The following is a 17120-nucleotide window of genomic DNA, read 5'->3' on the forward strand; positions in this document are numbered from 1 at the left end:
GTTGCTAGAGAACAGAACGCAGAACAGATACTTCTCGACAAGGGCTAGTCGAGAGACATCGAACCATCATCAGCTGCAATTTTTAAAAATTGTACAAATTGTGAACACTATTTCACTATTCGCATATCGAAATATTCGATAAATAAATCCGGTTGTATTGCAATTCGTTCAATATACTACTTTCTCGACAGTTGGGCGAGGACGCCCTATTCGTCTGTCTCGTCTCCGTCTTCGGCGGGGTCCAGTGGTCGCCGAACGACCAGAACCGGACCGACCGTCTGCTCGGCCACACGGTCCGACGTCTCACCGAACAGACGACCACGGATGGTGGGTTCTTCTTCACCCATGACGACCACGTCGTGGTCGTGTGACGCCTCGATGAGCGCTTGGAGCGGGTTTTCTGCGACGGCGACGACCCGTGAGAGTTGGTCGCTACGGATACCGAGGACGGTGAGTTCGTCCGACACCTCACTGAGGAGTAACTCACCGTCTGGGACGTCCGACTCGTCGTCGACGGCGTGGAAGAGCGTGATTTCGACTTCCTGTTCGCGACTCACACCCGCGACGACTTGGGCAATCGACTCGAGGTTTATCTTCTCTTTTATCGGGACGATGATTCGGTCGATAGTCGGAGCAGGGTTCGAGAGTAACACAGCGTCACAGCCTGCTTCGGTGGCGATTCGTTCGATAGTTTGGCTCTCGTCGTGTGTGAAGACGAGGCGCGTTTCGACCGTCGTCCCACGCGATTCGAAGGCGTCGACGAGTTCTTGGAGTTCCTCCCGCGCTTTCGCTTCGAACTGTTCACGCGCCTGTTCGGGTGCCGTCTGCTCGGGTATCTCGTGGTAGCCAAGGAGGACGACAGCGGACCGAGACAACAGGCGAACTACCTGGTCGGGAATCACCTGTCCTTTCAGGATGGCGACGGGGACGAGAACTCGAATTTGGGCCGTGTTACGCATCTGCTTGCACCCCCTTGAGTGAGACATCGCGTGCATAGGCTAAATACCACACCAGTGCAGCGACGCTGACGACGACACCGATGGCCTGTGAGAGCGGTTGCATGAATGCGATGAGACTAAAACTTGCAACCGCCCCGACGAGCGGAACCGCGGGGTAGCCGGGAACCTCAAACGTCGGGTCGTACCACTCTGGATCCGACCGGCGAATGACGATGAGGGCGACACACATGAGGCCATAAGAGACGAGGTGGAGGAACGAAGCGACCTCTGCCAGCACTTCGGTTCGCCCCACTGCGACGAGGACGACAGTGGGTCCGCCGACGAGGGTGAGCGCGATGTGCGGCGTGCCGTATCGCAGGTTGACACGGCCGAGGCGCGGAGGGACGAGTGCGTCACGACTCAGTGCGTACAGCGCACGTGAAGAACTCAAAATCGACGCGTTCGCACTCGAAACTGTTGCGAGAAGCCCTGCAAAGAGGATAGCAATCGCCCCGGGCAGACCGAGGTACGACCGGGCGACTTCGACGATGGCCGTCTCACCGAACGTTGCGAGTCGCTCGCTGCCGAACGCACCCGTCGAGACGAGTATCGTCACTACGTAGAGCGTCCCGACGATGACCACAGAACCAATCATGGCGAGTGGGAGGTTCCGCCCCGGTTTCGTAATCTCGCCGGCGACAGTCGCAACTTGCGCAAATCCGAGGTAGGAGGTGAAGACCAGTGCAGCAGTCGTGAAGATACTGAACACGCCGTAGGGGGCGAACTGTTCTGGGACTGTCTCGCGACCAAAGAGGCCGAGCGCGTCGAGTGACCCGTACAGGAGGAAGACGAAGAGGATACCGAGGAGCAGACTGACGATAGCGTTCTGGAGTTTCGTCGTGTTCTCTGTCCCGAACATACTGAGGGCGGTCAAGATAATCCCAAACCCAACACCCAGGACGGCGAGGAACGGTACCGACTCGACGATGATGGCCGACGCGCCAACCTCTTCGAGGACGGCAACCGCATACTGCGCAAAGCCGACGAGGTAGAACGCCGACGCGAAGACGAGACCAAGCCACAGGCCGATTCCCACGACGGCACCGAACGGGGCGCCCATCCCGCGCGAGATGAAGTAGTACGCACCACCGCTCTTCGGCATCGCCGTCGCCAACTCGGACGTCGGAAGCGCCACGAGGAGGGCGATAACTGCCCCAATTGCGAACGAGAGTGCCGCGGCAGGGCCTGCGTTCCCGGCTGCGAGACCGGGGAAGACGAAGATTCCTGCTCCGACCATCGTCCCCACACCGATTGCGAGGCCACCACGAAGGTCGATAGTACGTTCGAGTTCTGTCCCACTTTCGAGGACTGTCACTTCGTCGGCCGTCTCACCGACGTCGACAGCAGGGTCTGACGAGACGAGTGACTCGTCACTCGGAGCCTCTCGACCAGGAGGACCATCTCCTTCTTGTTCCGTCATATCATCACCTGTCTCCACGTTGGCGGGTCCGCCCAATATATCCTTGTCCCGTCATATTGTGGGAAGGCGTCGACGGTCGGACCGAGAGAAAGTGTTAATTCCCTTCCGCCGCGCCGTGAAGACAGAGTGATGGTTCCCGGAACGCGACACGACGGCCACGTCGACAGAGGTGAGAACGCGTGAACTGGTCTCGGAAGTCTCTGGACGACCTCGAATCGTTCTACTGGGATACCATCGCCCCCGCGATGGACAGAGACGGGATGAACCCGACGCGAGACGTCCCCACCTACGAGTGGTTGACCGACCACGGATGGTCGGGAATCGCTTACGCGTTGCGCGAAAAACACGACCTCACGCCGCGACAGTTCTTCGTCGACGTGGTCGGCCTCGGCGACGACGAGACAGACGACGGGTACGAGTGGCACATCGAAGACGACGCGACCATCGAGGCGTTCGAATCGTACCTCGACATGCTCGAATCCCGTCGTGGGCTGGCGGAATCGACGCTTCCGACTCGACGCACGCACCTCGCGCGGTTCGCCCGCGTCTACCGTGACCTGCACGGCAGTGCCGACCTCCTCGCTGAACTCGACGATAGAGACACCGAACCCGACGAGATTGCGCGGTGTCTCGACGTCTTAGACGAGTTCGACGCCGACCTCTCGACTGACGGGACGAAACTCAAGTACCTCCAGACGGTCCGGGCGTTCTACGAGTACCTCGTCGACTTCCGGCGGGCACGCTACAATCCCGTCGAGAACGCCGCGAAGCAGTTTCGCTGGGAACAGGGTCAACCGGACAACAGAACGATGACCGCCACACAGGTCCGGGCGGTGTACGCCGCCGCGACGGACCTCGAAGACCGGTTGCTCGTTCTCGGACTCGCCGGGTGGGGCCTTCGCCCGAACGAACTCGCGTCACTCGACGCCTCACAACTCAGTCTCACGGGCGACGACCCTCACATCACGTTCGAGGCGCGGAAGAACGGCCCCGGTACCGTCGCACTCCTCTACGGTGTCGACGCCGTGGCCGACCGAATCGACGCACTCTCGGACGACGACTGGAACGGCTTCCTCTTCCCGTCGTCGCGGTCGGAAACGGGGCACATCGCTCGCGAGACGGTCAACCGGCGGTTCAAACGACTCGCCGACGATGCGAACGTGACGGTCGATGGCGAGACGCCGACTGCGAAACTCTGTCGTCGGTTCTGGTACACTGCGTATCAAGAGGCGGTCGACGACATGCTCTCGCAGTTAGAGGGCGTCGCCGCAGACCAGGGGTCGAAGAGTACCGAAGTCGTCATGTCGAACTACCTCTCCGAGGAGCGTCGACGCTCGTTCCGCCGACAGGCGATGCGCGAGAAGTTGGCTGCGGTGTTCGAGTCCGATACCGACGACGCCGCCGAACAGGCCATGATAAACTGAATTTCGGTATATCCAATCAGACCAGACCGTCGGCGACAGCGTCTCCTCAGGGAGTCGGCATTCAGTCCATCTTCTCGTCGGCGACGTCCCGTTCGATAGCTTCTGGAGTGCGGTCGGACGGGTCGCCGTACCCGCCGCCGCCGGGCGTGTAGACGGTGACAGTCGTCCCGGCGGGGACGTCACGGGTGACTTTCGCAGGGACGATACCGCCACCCCCGGCCACGTCTGAATCACCCTGTTCGCTGTCATCCGAGTCGGGCGTCTCGATGACGTTCTTCCCAACCAACCCGTCCTCGCCGCCCGCGATGCCTTTCGGGGCGACGCGACGGCGTTCGGTCAAGAGCGAGACAGTCGCATCCGTCTGGACGGTGAGCGACCGAACGATACCCAGTCCGCCGCGGAACTCCCCACGGCCACCGCTGTTCTCGCGGAGACTGTACCGTTCGACCACCATCGGGTACTCGGCTTCGAGCGACTCGATGGGTGTGTTGAGCGTGTTCGTCATCCCGACCTGAACACCGTCCATTCCGTCACCACCCGCACGCCCACCGAATCCGCCGCCGATAGTCTCGTAATACGTGAACCCGTCGTCGCCGGTGCGACTGCCGATGGTGAGATTGTTCATCGTTCCCTGTCCTTGCGCAGGAACGCGTTCTGGTGCCGCCTCCGCGAGCGCTGAGAAGACCACGTCGGTCACTCGCTGACTCGTCTCGACGTTTCCACCGACGACTGCCGCAGGCGGGTTCGGGTCGAGCAGTGACCCGTCGGGGACGACCACGTCGATGGGGTCGTAACAGCCTTGGTTCGGTGGGATTTCCGGGTCCGTGACACAGCGGACGACGAAGTACACCGCGCTCTTAGCGACGGCGAGGGGCGCGTTGACGTTACCAGCAACTTGCGGTGCCGTGCCCTCGAAATCGACGCGAATCGACCCACCGGCGATTGTGACGGTTACCTCGATTGGGATATCGTCGTCGCTGACGCCGTCGCCTTCGAGCACGTCCGTCGCGTGGTACGTCCCGTCCGGCAGGTCACGAAGTTCCGCTGTGACGCGGTCCCGTGAGTAGGCAATCACCGCGTCGAAGGCGTCGACGACCTGCGCTCGGCCGTGTTCGTCGACGAGTTCTGCGAGTCGGTCTGCCGCACGTTCGTTCGCGGCAATCTGAGCGCGGACGTCGGCGCGGCGCTCACCCGGATTGCGGACGTTCGCCAAGAACAGAGCCATCACGTCGTCGTTCACGTCACCTCCCGAGACGAGGCGAACAGGCGGGATGCGCAGGCCCTCTTGGTAGATTTCACGTGCGCCAGCGGGCATACTCCCGGGCGTCATCCCGCCCACGTCGGCGTGATGGGCCCGGGAGACGGCGTACCCGAGTACGTCGCCATCGACGACGAGTGGCGAGACCATCGTGACGTCCGGCAGATGTGTTCCGCCTTCGAAGGGGTCGTTGAGGACGAACACGTCGCCGGGTTCGGGGTCGTATTCGAGGACCGTCGCCACCGCCTCGGGCATCGCGCCGAGGTGGACCGGGATGTGTTCGGCCTGTGCGACGAGACGTCCCTCGGCGTCGAAAAGCGCCGTCGAGCAGTCTCGGCGCTCTTTGATGTTCGGAGAGTACGACGAAGTGACGAGTACCTGTCCCATCTCGTCGGCGACGCTCTCGAACTGATTTCGCATGATTTCGAGCGTGATGGCGTCGATAGCCGTCATTCCGCGCCACCCCGCTTCGTCACGACGAGGGTTCCATCCAACCGGACGGTCCCACCCCACGCTGGCGGGACGACCACCGTACTCTCGTCTTGTTCCAGAATCGCTGGCCCCTCAACGTCGGCACCCTGTGGAAGTCGCTCGCGGTCGTACACGGGTGTCTCGACGGGTTGGCCCTCGAAGAATGCCGTTCGAGTCTCTCGTTGTGCCCCGGTACCACCTTCGAACGAGACTGCTGGAGAGTCCCGTTCGACGACTCCCGACGCTCGCACGTTGACGAGTTCGACCGGGTCAGCCATCCGGTATCCGTAGGTTCGCTCGTGCGCCTCGTGGAACCGACGCGCCACACGCGTGGCGTCGAATCCGCCGTCGACGGGGACGGTCAACTCGAAGCTCTGGCCGGTGTACCTGAGGTCTGCGGCGCGTCGAATCGTCGCGGCCTGGCGAGACTCGACGTCCCGGAGAACGTCGTTTGCGAGTCGCTGGTACACCTCCTCGATTTCGTCCGATTCGACCGAATCGAGTGGGGTCCGGACCGTCCGGACCGAATCGTGTCTCTCGTCCGCCGCGAGCAACCCGTACGCCGAGAGAACCCCGCAGGCGTACGGAACGACGACCAGTTCGATACCGAGACTGTCGGCGAGGGCCACGGCGTGCATCGGGCCGGCACCACCGAAGGCGACGAGGCCGTACCCACGTGGGTCGATACCCCGTTCGACCGTCACCGAGCGAATCGCACGCGCCATCGACGCATTGGCGACGCGAAAGACGCCACGGGCCGCAGTGAGGGCGTCGTCGAGTCCAGCCTCGGCGGCGAGTGACGCGAGTGCCTCTTCCGCAGCGGAGACGTCTACCGAGAGTTCACCGCCGAGCGCCGACGTCTCGCCGATGTATCCGAGGACGACGTTCGCGTCGGTCACTGTCGGTGCAGTTCCGCCACGGCCGTAGCACACGGGACCGGGGGTGGCACCGGCGGACCGAGGACCGACGCGGAGTGCACCGCCGGAATCGACCCAGGCGATGGACCCGCCGCCCGACCCGACCGTCTCGACGTCGACCATCGGCGTCTTGATGGGCAACCCGTCGACTGTGGCGTCGGTCGTCTGTTCGACCGCACCGCCGCGGACGAGACTCACGTCCGTCGAGGTACCGCCCATGTCGAACGTCACGAGACCGTCGAATCCGTCGCTCTCGTCGTCGACTGCCGTCTCCGCGGCCCCGACGACACCCGCGGCGGGGCCGGACATGGTCGTCGTCACAGCGTGCGTTCGGACGGTCGCCACCGGTGCGAGACCCCCGTTTGCCTGCATGATGTGCGGTGACGGGAGACCGAGTGCCGAGGCACGCGATTCGAGTCGACCCAAGTACGCGTCGATTACGGGAGTGACGTAGGCGTCGACCACAGTCGTGGAGGTCCGTTCGTACTCGCGAAACTCTGCGAGAACCTCGTGCGATGCCGAGACAGGAACGTCGAGCGAATCACGGAGAACGTCGGCGACGACGCGTTCGTTTTCGGGGTGTCGATACGCGTGGAGTAGACAGATTGCGACGCTCTCCGCGCCACTTGCACGGATAGCCTCGGCGAGTTCGTGGACTGCTGCTTCGTCGACGGGACGGTCGATACCGTGGATAGTCGCTCGCTCGGTAATCTCGAACCGTCGGCGACGCGGAACGAGTGGTTCGGGTTTGTCGACGGTGATGTCGTACAGCGAGGGCCGTGCTTGTCGGCCGATTTCGAGGACGTCACGGAATCCCTCGGTGGTGACGAGGGCCGTCTTCGCGCCATCTCGTTCGAGCAGTGCGTTGACCGAGACGGTCATCGCGTGTGTGAACGAATCGACGTCACTCGGGGGGATTCCAGCGGCGGCACAGGCCGTCTCGATACCGTCGACGACGCCGACGCTCTGGTCGTCGGTACTCGGTACCTTCGCCGTGACGAGTTCGTCGTCGGCCGTGAGCAGGACGACGTCGGTGAACGTCCCGCCCACGTCGACGCCGAGACGTACCTCACCGGGCATCTCAGCGGTGGCCAGCGAGGGTGGAGTCGGCGGACGAACAGAGAGCAGGGATGAGTGGGGAGTTCCGTGAGTGACTGGCGACCATACACACCATTCACTCGGAGAGTGACTTATGCATTCGTCACCAGTTCACACGGGAGGCAAAAATCGGTCAGTGCGCCTCACGCGAGAGGGAGCGTGACCTCGAACACGCTCCCGTCCGGTTCCGCGTCGTGAACCTCGACTGACCCGCCGTACTGGTCGACGAGCATGCCGACGAGGTACAGACCCAATCCCGTTCCGGGGCTTTCCATCCCCTTTTCGCCTTTCCCGAATATCTCGTCTTTGCGGGCGTCTTGAATCCCCGGCCCGTTGTCACGGACCCGAACGGAGACGGAGTTCTCGTTCGTCGCCGCGGTGACCGCGACCCGGGGAACGTCTTTGTCGTTGTGTTGGATGGCGTTCTGGAGGAGGTTTCTGAACACTGACGGTAACATGTCGTCCGCTTCGACTGAGACATCCGGAAGCGACCCAGAGACGCCAACTTCGGCCGCCGCGTGGGCAGCGTCGGCGTCCTCGACTTGATTCTCGATAGCCTCGTCGAGCGAGACGGCCGTCTTGTCTGACTCCGGTTTGAGCATCACGTCGGCGAGTTCGCGCGCAGTCCGGGTGAGTTCCACGGCGTTCGCTGCACTCGTCTCGACGTTGTCCAGGTACGCACGACCGGTGTCGTCGACGTGGTCTTCGAGCATCTCGGCGTACGCGACGACCAACTGGAGGTCGTTTCGGACGTCGTGGCGAACGACCTGATTGAGTACGTCGAGTCTATCGCGCTGTTGTTTCAACTGCTGTTCGAGTTTCGTTCGCTCGGTGATGTCACGGTTGACGGCGACGAGTCGTTCGACGGTGCCCCCGTCGTCGAGTATCGGTGCAATCGTCTGGTCGACGGTGAACCGTTCGCCCTCTTTTCGCTCGTTCACGAGTTCGGCGTGCCACACGTCGCCGGCGAGGACCGTCTCCCAGAGGCGTCGGTAGAAGTCGTCGTCGTGTTCGCCCGACTTCAAGATTCGAGGCGTCTTTCCGACGACTTCCTCCTTCGCGTAGCCCGTAATCTCCTCGAACGCGGGGTTCACGTACTCGATGACTCCGTTCTCGTCGGTGATGACTATCGAGTGACCAGCGTGTTCGACCGCCTGTTTGAAACTTCGGAACTGTAACTGGTGTCGCCCATTATCGGTTTTCTCAGCGGTCTCTCCGCCCCTATCGGTCACAACTGTTACAAAGTTTTGATACGTCAGTATAAATCACTAGGATTGCTCTGGACCCGTGAGCGCGGGTGCAGAACCTACTCTAGCGACAGCGAGAACCCCCACGTCGCTGTGGTCCGTCCCTCGTCGCCACCGGTCAGGTCACCGACAGCGAACGTCGTCTCGAAGTGGTACTCGCCGACTGGCAAACAACTGTCTTCGCCGTCGTCTCTCGCCGCCCCGTAGAGGTCGACCAGTGCAGACCGCGACTCACCCGGTTCAAACGTCTCGATTCGGTACTCTTCGGTGACGGCGATTGGTTCGTCGAGTCGCCAGCATCCCGGGTCGGCGGGGTACTCCTGTCCTGCCGGTAGGAGAATCAGGTCGCGTGAGTCGTCGGCGACGTACTGGAAGAAGATAGCACGGCCTTCGCCGACTTCGACACGTTCGTCGCTCGTGTTCGTCAGTGTGACACGGAGTTGTGGTGGGTGGTCGTCGGTTGCAACGTCTCTGTGCACTTCGACTGTCGGTTCGATGGGGATGTCCGGGGTAGAATCGACGTCGGTGAGTGTGATTCCCGGCCCGCCCGTTCCACTCGGGCGGGTCCCGCCGCTGGGGTCAGTTCCAGTATCGGTGGTATCCGGGAGGTCAGTCGTGTCGTCGTCACTGTTAGTCGGAGTTCCGTTCGACCCGCCACCACCGAGACATCCGGCAACGAAGCCGAGAGACAAGACAGCAGCAGAGCGAACGAACAGTCGACGTGTCGGGGACATACCAGTACGTCGTCGCGTGAGGGAATAACCCTGCGTGAGAGACAAATGGTCGTTTGAGTCACACAGAGAAACAGGACGAGAGGGAACCAGTGACCCACGTGGTACGGGAGAACTGACGTGTACTGCTCACGGTGTCGCGTCGCGGTGGTGTCGCTGGCGGTAGTATTCCCACTCGGCGTCGGTTCCGTAGTGGACCACGAGGTCTGTCGCCGTCTGTTCGGCCACACCGGGAACGTCTCGGAGCGCCGCAGTGTCTCGCTCGACGACGACTGCCGCGACAGCGTCTGCGCTGGCGAAGTGTTGGTAGAGTGCGCCTGCGACCTGTCTTCCCGTATTCGGGACGGGGACGCAGGCAGACTCGACGCGTGCGCGTTCTGCCCTGTCGTGGATACGACGAATCCACTGCTGGACCCACGAGGCGACTTCCGCTCTCTCGTCGTCGGTATCGGGCGTCTGGACTTCGCGAACCGACTCGTCGACGATACCGCCGAAGCGGGCAGAAAGAGAGAGTCCGCCCGGATGCGGGAGGACGTGGACGCTCGGTGGGTCGCCGGACTCGGTGCCGACGAGAACCGACGGGACCGACTTCTCGAAACGAAGCGCGAAGTTCGCAGGGCGGGGTTCCCCCGGTGGGTAGATGACCCACTCGTCGTTCGGCAGGTCGACTCGCTCGGGGAGCCATCCGAGTTCACCTGCTTGGAACCGACCTTCGGCGTCTGCGTTCTGGTCTGTCTCACGGGTCACGTCGTGGTCCTCTGATGATGGCGCAGTGCCCGACTCGAAGCGTCGAGACAATCGCGCACGCTGACAGTCCGGTCGCCAGTCCATAATACACGCGGTTATCGGGACGAGCCAGTTGCACCGAAGACACCAGAACACTGCACCCCGCCCGAAGAACACACCCCGAGGTGTCGAACGACACGCCTCTGGCCGACACCGTGTCTTCCGCGAGTGTCTCACAGACACACGGGCACATCACACCCATTTGCTCAAGTACGTAGAGTACGAACCCCGATGTATGCCCGTCGTTGAGGTCAACCTCCCGGACGAACTGCTCGTCGAATTCGAACAACTCGTGGACGAAGAGTTCATCAGCGAAGAACAGGCCGTCGAAGAACTCCTCTCGATGGGGATGGACGCCTACGGTGCCCCCGTCGACGACGAGGGCGGTGTCCAGTCGGACTTCGTCCAGAGCGCCCAGAACAACCTGTTCGACACCGCCGGTGACCCCGGTGGACTCGACGACGACGTACTCTAGGCGGAAGACCGTTCGACCGCCGGCACCTGACGAGTGGTTCGGACGACCACTCGAGTTCTCACCCACCAGAGATTCTTTTCGCCGATACAGCCGACACGCGATTTTAGCGCCGCTCTCGGGCGAGTCCGCGGTTAATCTCACATTTACCTGTACGTTCGTCGCGTGACCAAACGCGCAGGGACAATCGCCAGTTCGACCCCGTATCCGGCGTGTCGCGGGCAGTGTTTGTCGGTGTACAACTTTCTGGGAGGCACACCAACACCCGACGATGAACGCCCCGATTTCGGACCAGACGGTTCTCGTCACGGGTGGCGCGGGTTTCATCGGGAGCCACCTCGTCGACGCCCTCCATCGGACCAACGAGGTCCGCGTCCTCGACGACTTCTCCAGTGGCCATCGGGACAACCTCCCGTCTGACGTGACACTTATCGAAGGAAACATCCTCAACGACCGCGCGGTCCGGACCGCGACGGACGGTGTGGACGTCATCTTCCACGAAGCGGCAGTCGTAGACGTCGGCGCTTCGGTCGAACGTCCACTCGAGACACACGACGTGAACTGCACTGGGGGACTCACCATCCTCGACCGGGCGCGAGACGAAGACGCACGCGTGGTCGTCGCGTCGAGTGCGGCAGTGTACGGTCAACCGACTCGCATCCCCGTCTCAGAAGACGACCCACTCAGACCGACCTCACCGTACGGCTTACAGAAAGTCGCCTTGGACCGGTACGCGACGATGTACCACGACCTGTACGGTCTCGAGACGGTCGCACTTCGGTATTTCAACGTGTACGGCCGACGAGGAGAAGCGAGTCAGTACAGTGGTGTCATCGACGCCTTCGTGCGACGGTCGCTCGAAGGTGACCCACTCGTCATCTTCGGCGACGGAACCCAAACCCGTGACTTCGTCCACGTCGACGACGTAGTGCAGGCGAACCTTCTAGCAGCGACGACAGACAACGTTGGGACGGCGTACAACATCGGGACTGGCGACAGCGTCTCGATTCGCGACCTAGCATCGACCATCGTGGAACTCACCGACCGCCCCACGCCGGTACAGTTCGAACCTGCTCGACCGGGAGACATCGCGGAGAGCGAAGCCGATATCACTCGCGCACGACGAGACTTGGGGTTCGAACCCACGGTGTCGCTTCGGAACGGCCTCGGACGAATCGTAAGCGAACGCAAAAAACGCCCGACAGGGTACGAGTGACTTCGGCTGAAAGTCATCGAATCGTCGGCTATACGAAGCATAACAATACCCACGCTGGTCCACCTATTTACGAACGGAAATGACACATAGACGGCAGTGGAAGAGTGTCGTCGGGACGTCGATTCAGACTCCCACGTGCACCGCTCGCCGTCTTAGTCACGCGCCCCACCGACTGAGCGAATCGAACGCCGAGAGGGCGTGGACGGTGACCACACGATGAGTCGAAACCTGATGAAAGGGTTTCTGTCGATATTTAGCGCCAAAGTGATAACGTCAGTCGTCTCTATCGCGACACTCCCACTCATCGTCCGCGTTCTGGGACCGGGCGGGTACGGTGACTTCGCCTTCCTGTTGTCGGTGTTCTCTGTGCTGATGATTTTCATCAGTTCGGGAGTGACCGGTGGCGTCCAGAAGTTCGTCGCCGAAGAGCGAGACGAACCGAATTGGAAAGCGAGCGTCATCTGGTTCTACTTCAAACTCGCAGTCGTCCTCGCGGCAATCGGCTTCCTCGGACTCGTCGCCGTGACAGGGTCCGGCGCCGTAGAGCGTCTCTTCGGACCGGACTTCGTCTTGTACTTCTACCTGCTGGCTGTCTTCGTCATCGCGGCACAGTTCCGCGAATTCTGTAATCGGACGCTGTTAGGACTCGGACTCGAACAGTTCTCGGAGCCGATTCGTGTGTTGAACAAACTCCTGTGGATTAGCGTCGGCATCGGACTCGCCGTGTTCTACGACGGTGGCGTGGCAGGATTCTTGTTCGGAAATATCCTCGGCGATACTGTCGCCGCGATACTTGGACTCTTCGTCATCAACCGATACGTTCCGTTGAGAACCGTCTTCGGGAGTGTCGCGTCGAAACTCTCCGAGCGTCAGTTGCTCACGTTCAACGTCCTCAACATCGCCCTCGTCCTCTTGGTCATGTCGTTGTACCACATCGACGTCATCATGATTCGCATGTTCCTCGGCAACGACGAGACAGGGTACTACAAAGCCGCACTCGCGCTCGCAGAGTACATGTGGTTCGTGCCAATCGTCCTCCAGTCCCTGCTGCTCCACTCGACGTCCAGTCTCTGGTCCAGTGGGGAACACGAGCGAGTCTCCCGTATGTCTGCCCGGATTACGAGGTACACCGCACTGCTGACTATCGTGATGGCCATCGGTATCGCCGTCCTCGCAGACCGTTTCGTCCCGTACTACTTCGGTGCCGACTTCCTGCCGGTGGTCGCACCCCTCATCTACCTCCTCCCCGGAGCACTCGGGTTCGCAATCGCACGCCCCATCTACGCTATCAGTCAGGGGAACGGGAACCTCAAACCGCTGATTTTCGCTACTGGTGGGGCCGCACTGTTGAACCTCGTGTTGAATTTCATCCTCATACCAGAGTACGGTATCATCGGTGCGGCGGTGGCGACGAGTATCGGGTACGGGTCGATGTTCGGCCTGCACGTAGTGAGTGCCAGATACATCGGCTACGACCCACTCGGCGACTTTCGTGCGGTTCGTATCGGGGCGACTGTCCTCGTCTCGGCACCGGTCATCTACCTCATGGACACGGCGATTTCGAGTGACCTCGTCGCGCTCGTCGTCGTTCCACTCCTCGGTGGGGCCTTCTACTTCGTCGCCGCACTCGGAACCGGGGCACTGAGCGTCGACGAGTTGCTCGGGATTCTCGCAGCGCTCCCATCCCCCTTCCGGAAGTGGTCGAAGACCATCGAGGCGTGGATAGACTGATGGCTAGCCACCATCTCGTTCGTGTCAGTTTCCTTTTCCATGACGGAGATGGGAGGCCACGCGTCGTGGCCGGCCTCCGACCTCTCCAAAACATCAATATACCGACTGTTTCTCCCCGGATTTCGCTGTATAACAATATCAGTCACGGTGTAACCTTAGACTGGTTGTGCCGTGACCGCAGAGACACAGTGGCTGAGAGAATCTTGAGCGGTCACAGGTCACTCGTTCGGAGGGCGGAAACCACTCCCTGAAGGAGCGACCTGCGGCAGAATTCACAACACGGACACGATGTTCATTCCGCTCGACCCCAACTTCAAACTCAGGTGGATTGGAAAACCCGACCCACCGCACCCGTCGTGGGTGGACGACCCCGATTGGGTCCCACGAGGACACAAACAGGTGTACGCGCACGCACGGACAGGACTCTACGCAATCCTGGACGCTCTCGGTACAGACGGGGGGACAGTAATGCTCCCGGCGTATCTCCCGGAGAGCGCCGTCTGGCCGTTCCGGGAACACGGCTACGAAATCGTCTATTATCCGATTTCAGAGCACCTCACGTACCCAGAGCAGGAAATCGAAGCGCTCATCCATCAGGTAGCACCCGACGTCGTCCTCTTCGTCCACTACCTTGGGTTCGCCGACCCATCTTTCGACTCGCTTGCACAGACTGCCAGTTCGAGTGGTGCCATCGTCATCGAAGACTGCGCACGAGGGTTGTTCAGTAGAGACGAAGACGGGAAACTTCTCGGGACCACCGGAGATGCCGCAGTCTTCAGTGCGCACAAGACACTCCCCGCACCGTTCGGTGGCATCGTCGTCACTCGAACACATAGACTCGAACCGCCTGTGTCGGCAGCGTCCGAAACGAAGGAACTTCTCAGACTGGCCGGGATGTGGTCGGTCAACCACCTCAACGTTCGGAGACACCTTCGTCGCTTGAACGGGCGAGCGACTCCGCGACCATTCGAAGAAGACCTCTCCGAAGTCCTACCGATGCCAAATACCTCGTGGCCCCCCCTCGCACCGGGAAGACTCTCGCGAATCGGACTCCACCACGCCTACCCACTACGTGTTCGGTCAGAGCGAAGCGGGAGATACAACACGCTCCGCTTGAGTCTCCTCGACATCGAGGGAATCGAGGTGTTGACACCTGCGGCACACGACACGGCGTGTCCGTACGGGGTCGCAATCCGCGTGGGAGAGGGGCCGGTGGTACGGAACCAGGTCTACAACGCGATTCGAAGTGCTGGACTCCCCGCAGAGCGGTATATCTGGGGACTCAAGGGCGATGGTTCGTACATCGAACAGTTCCCGAGAGCGACGCACCTCCGAGAATCGATTATCGTTCTTCCGACACACCAGCAACTTCCGTGGGAGTCGCTCCCGCTCTTCGGGGAATGTATCGAAGAAGTGCTCGACGAAAAGCCGACTCGGTCGACGACGAGTTCGGAAGAACTGTCGAAGCACGCCTGAGTGCGGACAGAGTCTCCCGAACCGTCAGCCGATGGTGGGTATCGAGGTGGAAGGCGGGTTCAGACGCGTCTGACGTGCGTTATCTCGGGCAACCGATGTCCGAGGACGGTTCAGACGACCCGTAGTGATTGTTGTTGAACGAGACGTTGCGCCATTCGTCCGTGTGGACCTGGATGATGGCCTCGTTCGTCCATCCACTCGGGTTGTCCCGAGGTTCGACAGGGTTGTAGAACCAGTTGTCGTGGATGTCCGCGATGTCGTCCGGCACGCCGCGGATGGCGACGGCAGGAACTTTCTCGTCTTCGAGTTCGTCGTAGACGGCCTCGACCGTGTTGTTGTAAATCTTCATCGTCGTACCACCCGGCCGGTGCTGGTCGAACACGTGCGAGATGGCGTCTGCCTTCACGTGGTTGTAACGGATGGTGTAGCCACCGCCGTTACCCTGGACGCTGTGGCGGTTGTGGTCGAAGAGGTTGTACTCGATGATGGGGTTGTCAGATCCTTCCGTTGCGACACCGTACCCGTGACCCTCGCGGGGGTTGTGGTGGAGGTGACAGTGGTGGATGTGCGTGTCGTCGTTCGAACGAATCGCAGCGTACCCCCAGCCGAACCCGTTGACGTTGTCGATTTCGATGTTGGAACCGCGAGCGTCGATGCCGAGTTCGGTGTCGTCTGCTTCGACCCAGTCCCAGCGTGGGCCACCGACCTGCAAGCCGGTGATGCGGACGTCGTCCTGGACTTCGAGCATCGCCCACGGACTGTGGTCGGTCTTGATGAGGCCACCCTCGGCACCGTTGATACCACGGTCGGACGCGAGCGTGATACCGCGTGGGACGGTCAGTTCACGCCGACCGACGTCGATTTCTGCGCCACCTTCGACGTAGACCACGTCGCCGCTCGACGCGTCGTCGAACGCAGAGACTAACTCGCGCGTAGAGGAGACGAGGAAGTCGGCCTCGGACGGTGCGACGGTGTTGGGGTAGCCGTCGCCACCACCGATTGCAGGACCGGTCGGGGTCGAGTCGTCGGTCGGTTCGGACGTCTCGGAACCGAATTCGGACGGGTCGACCTCTTGGCCGTCGACGAGAAGTTTGAACGGGCCGGTGGTGGGGCTGAACTCGGAGAGTTCGCCCTTGAACTTGAACGAGTCACCGTAGCCGTTGCCGGTGTAGCCCTGTGCGGTCCAAGTACCGTCGGAGTTCTGCGAAATCTGGTCGTTCTTCGTCTCCGCCGAGTTCCGCGTGTCGTTGAATATCTTCGTAATCTCGTCCGTCGTCGTGAACTCGTAGGTGAGTTCGGAGGGGTCTTCGGTCGAGATAATCTCGATGGTGTGCTGGGCGGTCTGCTCGATGCTCTCCCCACACTTCACGACTGCAGGACCGTCGAAACTGAAACTCGTGATGTTGCCGGAGAACTCGTAGGCGTCGACACCGTCGGTGACCGAGCCTTCGACGCGGCCGTCGGAGACGGTGTCAGAGGACGAATCAGTGCTGCTGGAGGATATCTTCTGAATCGTCTCTGAAACCTCGAACACGTACTCGGTCGACTCGGAGGTGTCCGTCCCGTCTACGATGAGCGTGTACGGGTGGCTCTCTGCGCTCGCACTGCCCGTACCGAGGGCGAGTGCCGCCAGGGTTGCGCCGCCAAGCTTCAGGTAGGTTCGTCTTCCGAGGAGGGACTCGTCGTCTTCCTTCTGCACGCCGTTGCTTTCGGGTACCATATGTCCGGTTAAGATGAGCATTAAGGTATAAACTTTCCCCTTATCCCAACGATAGGATTTAGGAACAGTCACAATAACCTGAACAAATTGGATATTATTCAATTATTGTTTTCGCGGTTTTATGTGTGTTGAATAACCCCGTTAAGCAGGCATTA

General features: G+C 61.1%; 13 protein-coding genes. 5 read left to right on the plus strand and 8 right to left on the minus strand.

What is annotated here, in order from left to right; all coding sequences use genetic code 11:
• Positions 1-206: 206 nt before the first annotated feature.
• Together GJR96_RS17210 and GJR96_RS17215 are read right to left on the minus strand one after the other, a co-directional pair.
• Complete coding sequence (locus GJR96_RS17210; protein WP_151164754.1) at positions 207-959, minus strand: universal stress protein; 753 nt, start codon at positions 957-959, stop codon at positions 207-209.
• Positions 952-2418, minus strand: a complete 1467-nt coding sequence (locus GJR96_RS17215; protein ID WP_151164755.1) for an APC family permease — start codon at positions 2416-2418, stop codon at positions 952-954. The genes GJR96_RS17210 and GJR96_RS17215 overlap by 8 nt, the downstream gene beginning before the upstream one ends.
• 179 nt (positions 2419-2597) lie before the next feature.
• Between GJR96_RS17215 and GJR96_RS17220 the strand changes: the two genes are divergently transcribed.
• Positions 2598-3842, plus strand: a complete 1245-nt coding sequence (locus tag GJR96_RS17220) for a tyrosine-type recombinase/integrase (protein ID WP_151164756.1) — start codon at positions 2598-2600, stop codon at positions 3840-3842.
• Positions 3843-3903: 61 nt separating this feature from the next.
• Here GJR96_RS17220 and GJR96_RS17225 read toward each other — a convergent pair whose 3' ends face one another.
• From GJR96_RS17225 to GJR96_RS17245, 5 genes are all read right to left on the minus strand, one after another.
• Complete coding sequence (locus GJR96_RS17225) at positions 3904-5553, minus strand: hydantoinase B/oxoprolinase family protein (RefSeq protein ID WP_151164757.1); 1650 nt, start codon at positions 5551-5553, stop codon at positions 3904-3906.
• Complete coding sequence (locus GJR96_RS17230; RefSeq protein WP_151164758.1) at positions 5550-7568, minus strand: hydantoinase/oxoprolinase family protein; 2019 nt, start codon at positions 7566-7568, stop codon at positions 5550-5552. Before GJR96_RS17230 ends, GJR96_RS17225 begins: the two co-directional genes overlap by 4 nt.
• Before the next feature lie 161 nt (positions 7569-7729).
• On the minus strand, positions 7730-8818 hold the full coding sequence (locus GJR96_RS17235; protein WP_225317788.1) for a two-component system sensor histidine kinase NtrB: 1089 nt from the start codon (positions 8816-8818) through the stop codon (positions 7730-7732).
• Between the two features lie 74 nt (positions 8819-8892).
• Entirely contained in the window at positions 8893-9567 is a 675-nt protein-coding gene (locus GJR96_RS17240; RefSeq protein WP_151164760.1) for a hypothetical protein, read from the minus strand.
• A 126-nt stretch (positions 9568-9693) separates the two neighbouring features.
• Entirely contained in the window at positions 9694-10311 is a 618-nt protein-coding gene (locus GJR96_RS17245; RefSeq protein ID WP_151164901.1) for a hypothetical protein, read from the minus strand.
• 274 nt (positions 10312-10585) lie between these two features.
• Between GJR96_RS17245 and GJR96_RS17250 the strand changes: the two genes are divergently transcribed.
• From GJR96_RS17250 to GJR96_RS17265, 4 genes are all read left to right on the plus strand, one after another.
• Complete coding sequence (locus GJR96_RS17250; protein ID WP_058572429.1) at positions 10586-10825, plus strand: DUF7120 family protein; 240 nt, start codon at positions 10586-10588, stop codon at positions 10823-10825.
• 268 nt (positions 10826-11093) lie between these two features.
• A complete protein-coding gene (locus tag GJR96_RS17255; protein ID WP_151164761.1) occupies positions 11094-12038 on the plus strand; it encodes an NAD-dependent epimerase/dehydratase family protein in 945 nt (314 codons plus the stop codon).
• Between the two features lie 216 nt (positions 12039-12254).
• Positions 12255-13769, plus strand: a complete 1515-nt coding sequence (locus GJR96_RS17260) for an oligosaccharide flippase family protein (protein WP_151164762.1) — start codon at positions 12255-12257, stop codon at positions 13767-13769.
• A gap of 288 nt (positions 13770-14057) precedes the next feature.
• A complete protein-coding gene (locus GJR96_RS17265) occupies positions 14058-15245 on the plus strand; it encodes a DegT/DnrJ/EryC1/StrS family aminotransferase (protein WP_151164763.1) in 1188 nt (395 codons plus the stop codon).
• Between the two features lie 79 nt (positions 15246-15324).
• On the opposite strand, the gene GJR96_RS17270 is transcribed toward GJR96_RS17265, so the two are convergent.
• The gene (locus tag GJR96_RS17270) at positions 15325-16965 is read right to left on the minus strand and encodes a right-handed parallel beta-helix repeat-containing protein (protein WP_151164764.1); all 1641 of its coding nucleotides are present in this window, start codon (positions 16963-16965) and stop codon (positions 15325-15327) included.
• Positions 16966-17120: the final 155 nt, after the last annotated feature.

Origin of the sequence: Haloferax litoreum (assembly GCF_009674605.1) — an archaeon.
Lineage (GTDB): Archaea > Halobacteriota > Halobacteria > Halobacteriales > Haloferacaceae > Haloferax > Haloferax litoreum.

Excerpts from the sequence above, each read along its gene's own strand:
- GJR96_RS17215 (WP_151164755.1), bottom strand. The coding sequence starts at position 2,418 with ATGACGGAACAAGAAGGAGATGGTCCTCCTGGTCGAGAGGCTCCGAGT.
- GJR96_RS17230 (WP_151164758.1), bottom strand. The coding sequence starts at position 7,568 with ATGCCCGGTGAGGTACGTCTCGGCGTCGACGTGGGCGGGACGTTCACC.
- GJR96_RS17260 (WP_151164762.1), top strand. The coding sequence starts at position 12,255 with ATGAGTCGAAACCTGATGAAAGGGTTTCTGTCGATATTTAGCGCCAAA.
- GJR96_RS17265 (WP_151164763.1), top strand. The coding sequence starts at position 14,058 with ATGTTCATTCCGCTCGACCCCAACTTCAAACTCAGGTGGATTGGAAAA.
- GJR96_RS17240 (WP_151164760.1), bottom strand. The coding sequence starts at position 9,567 with ATGTCCCCGACACGTCGACTGTTCGTTCGCTCTGCTGCTGTCTTGTCT.
- GJR96_RS17270 (WP_151164764.1), bottom strand. The coding sequence starts at position 16,965 with ATGGTACCCGAAAGCAACGGCGTGCAGAAGGAAGACGACGAGTCCCTC.
- GJR96_RS17255 (WP_151164761.1), top strand. The coding sequence starts at position 11,094 with ATGAACGCCCCGATTTCGGACCAGACGGTTCTCGTCACGGGTGGCGCG.
- GJR96_RS17250 (WP_058572429.1), top strand. The coding sequence starts at position 10,586 with ATGCCCGTCGTTGAGGTCAACCTCCCGGACGAACTGCTCGTCGAATTC.
- GJR96_RS17210 (WP_151164754.1), bottom strand. The coding sequence starts at position 959 with ATGCGTAACACGGCCCAAATTCGAGTTCTCGTCCCCGTCGCCATCCTG.
- GJR96_RS17225 (WP_151164757.1), bottom strand. The coding sequence starts at position 5,553 with ATGACGGCTATCGACGCCATCACGCTCGAAATCATGCGAAATCAGTTC.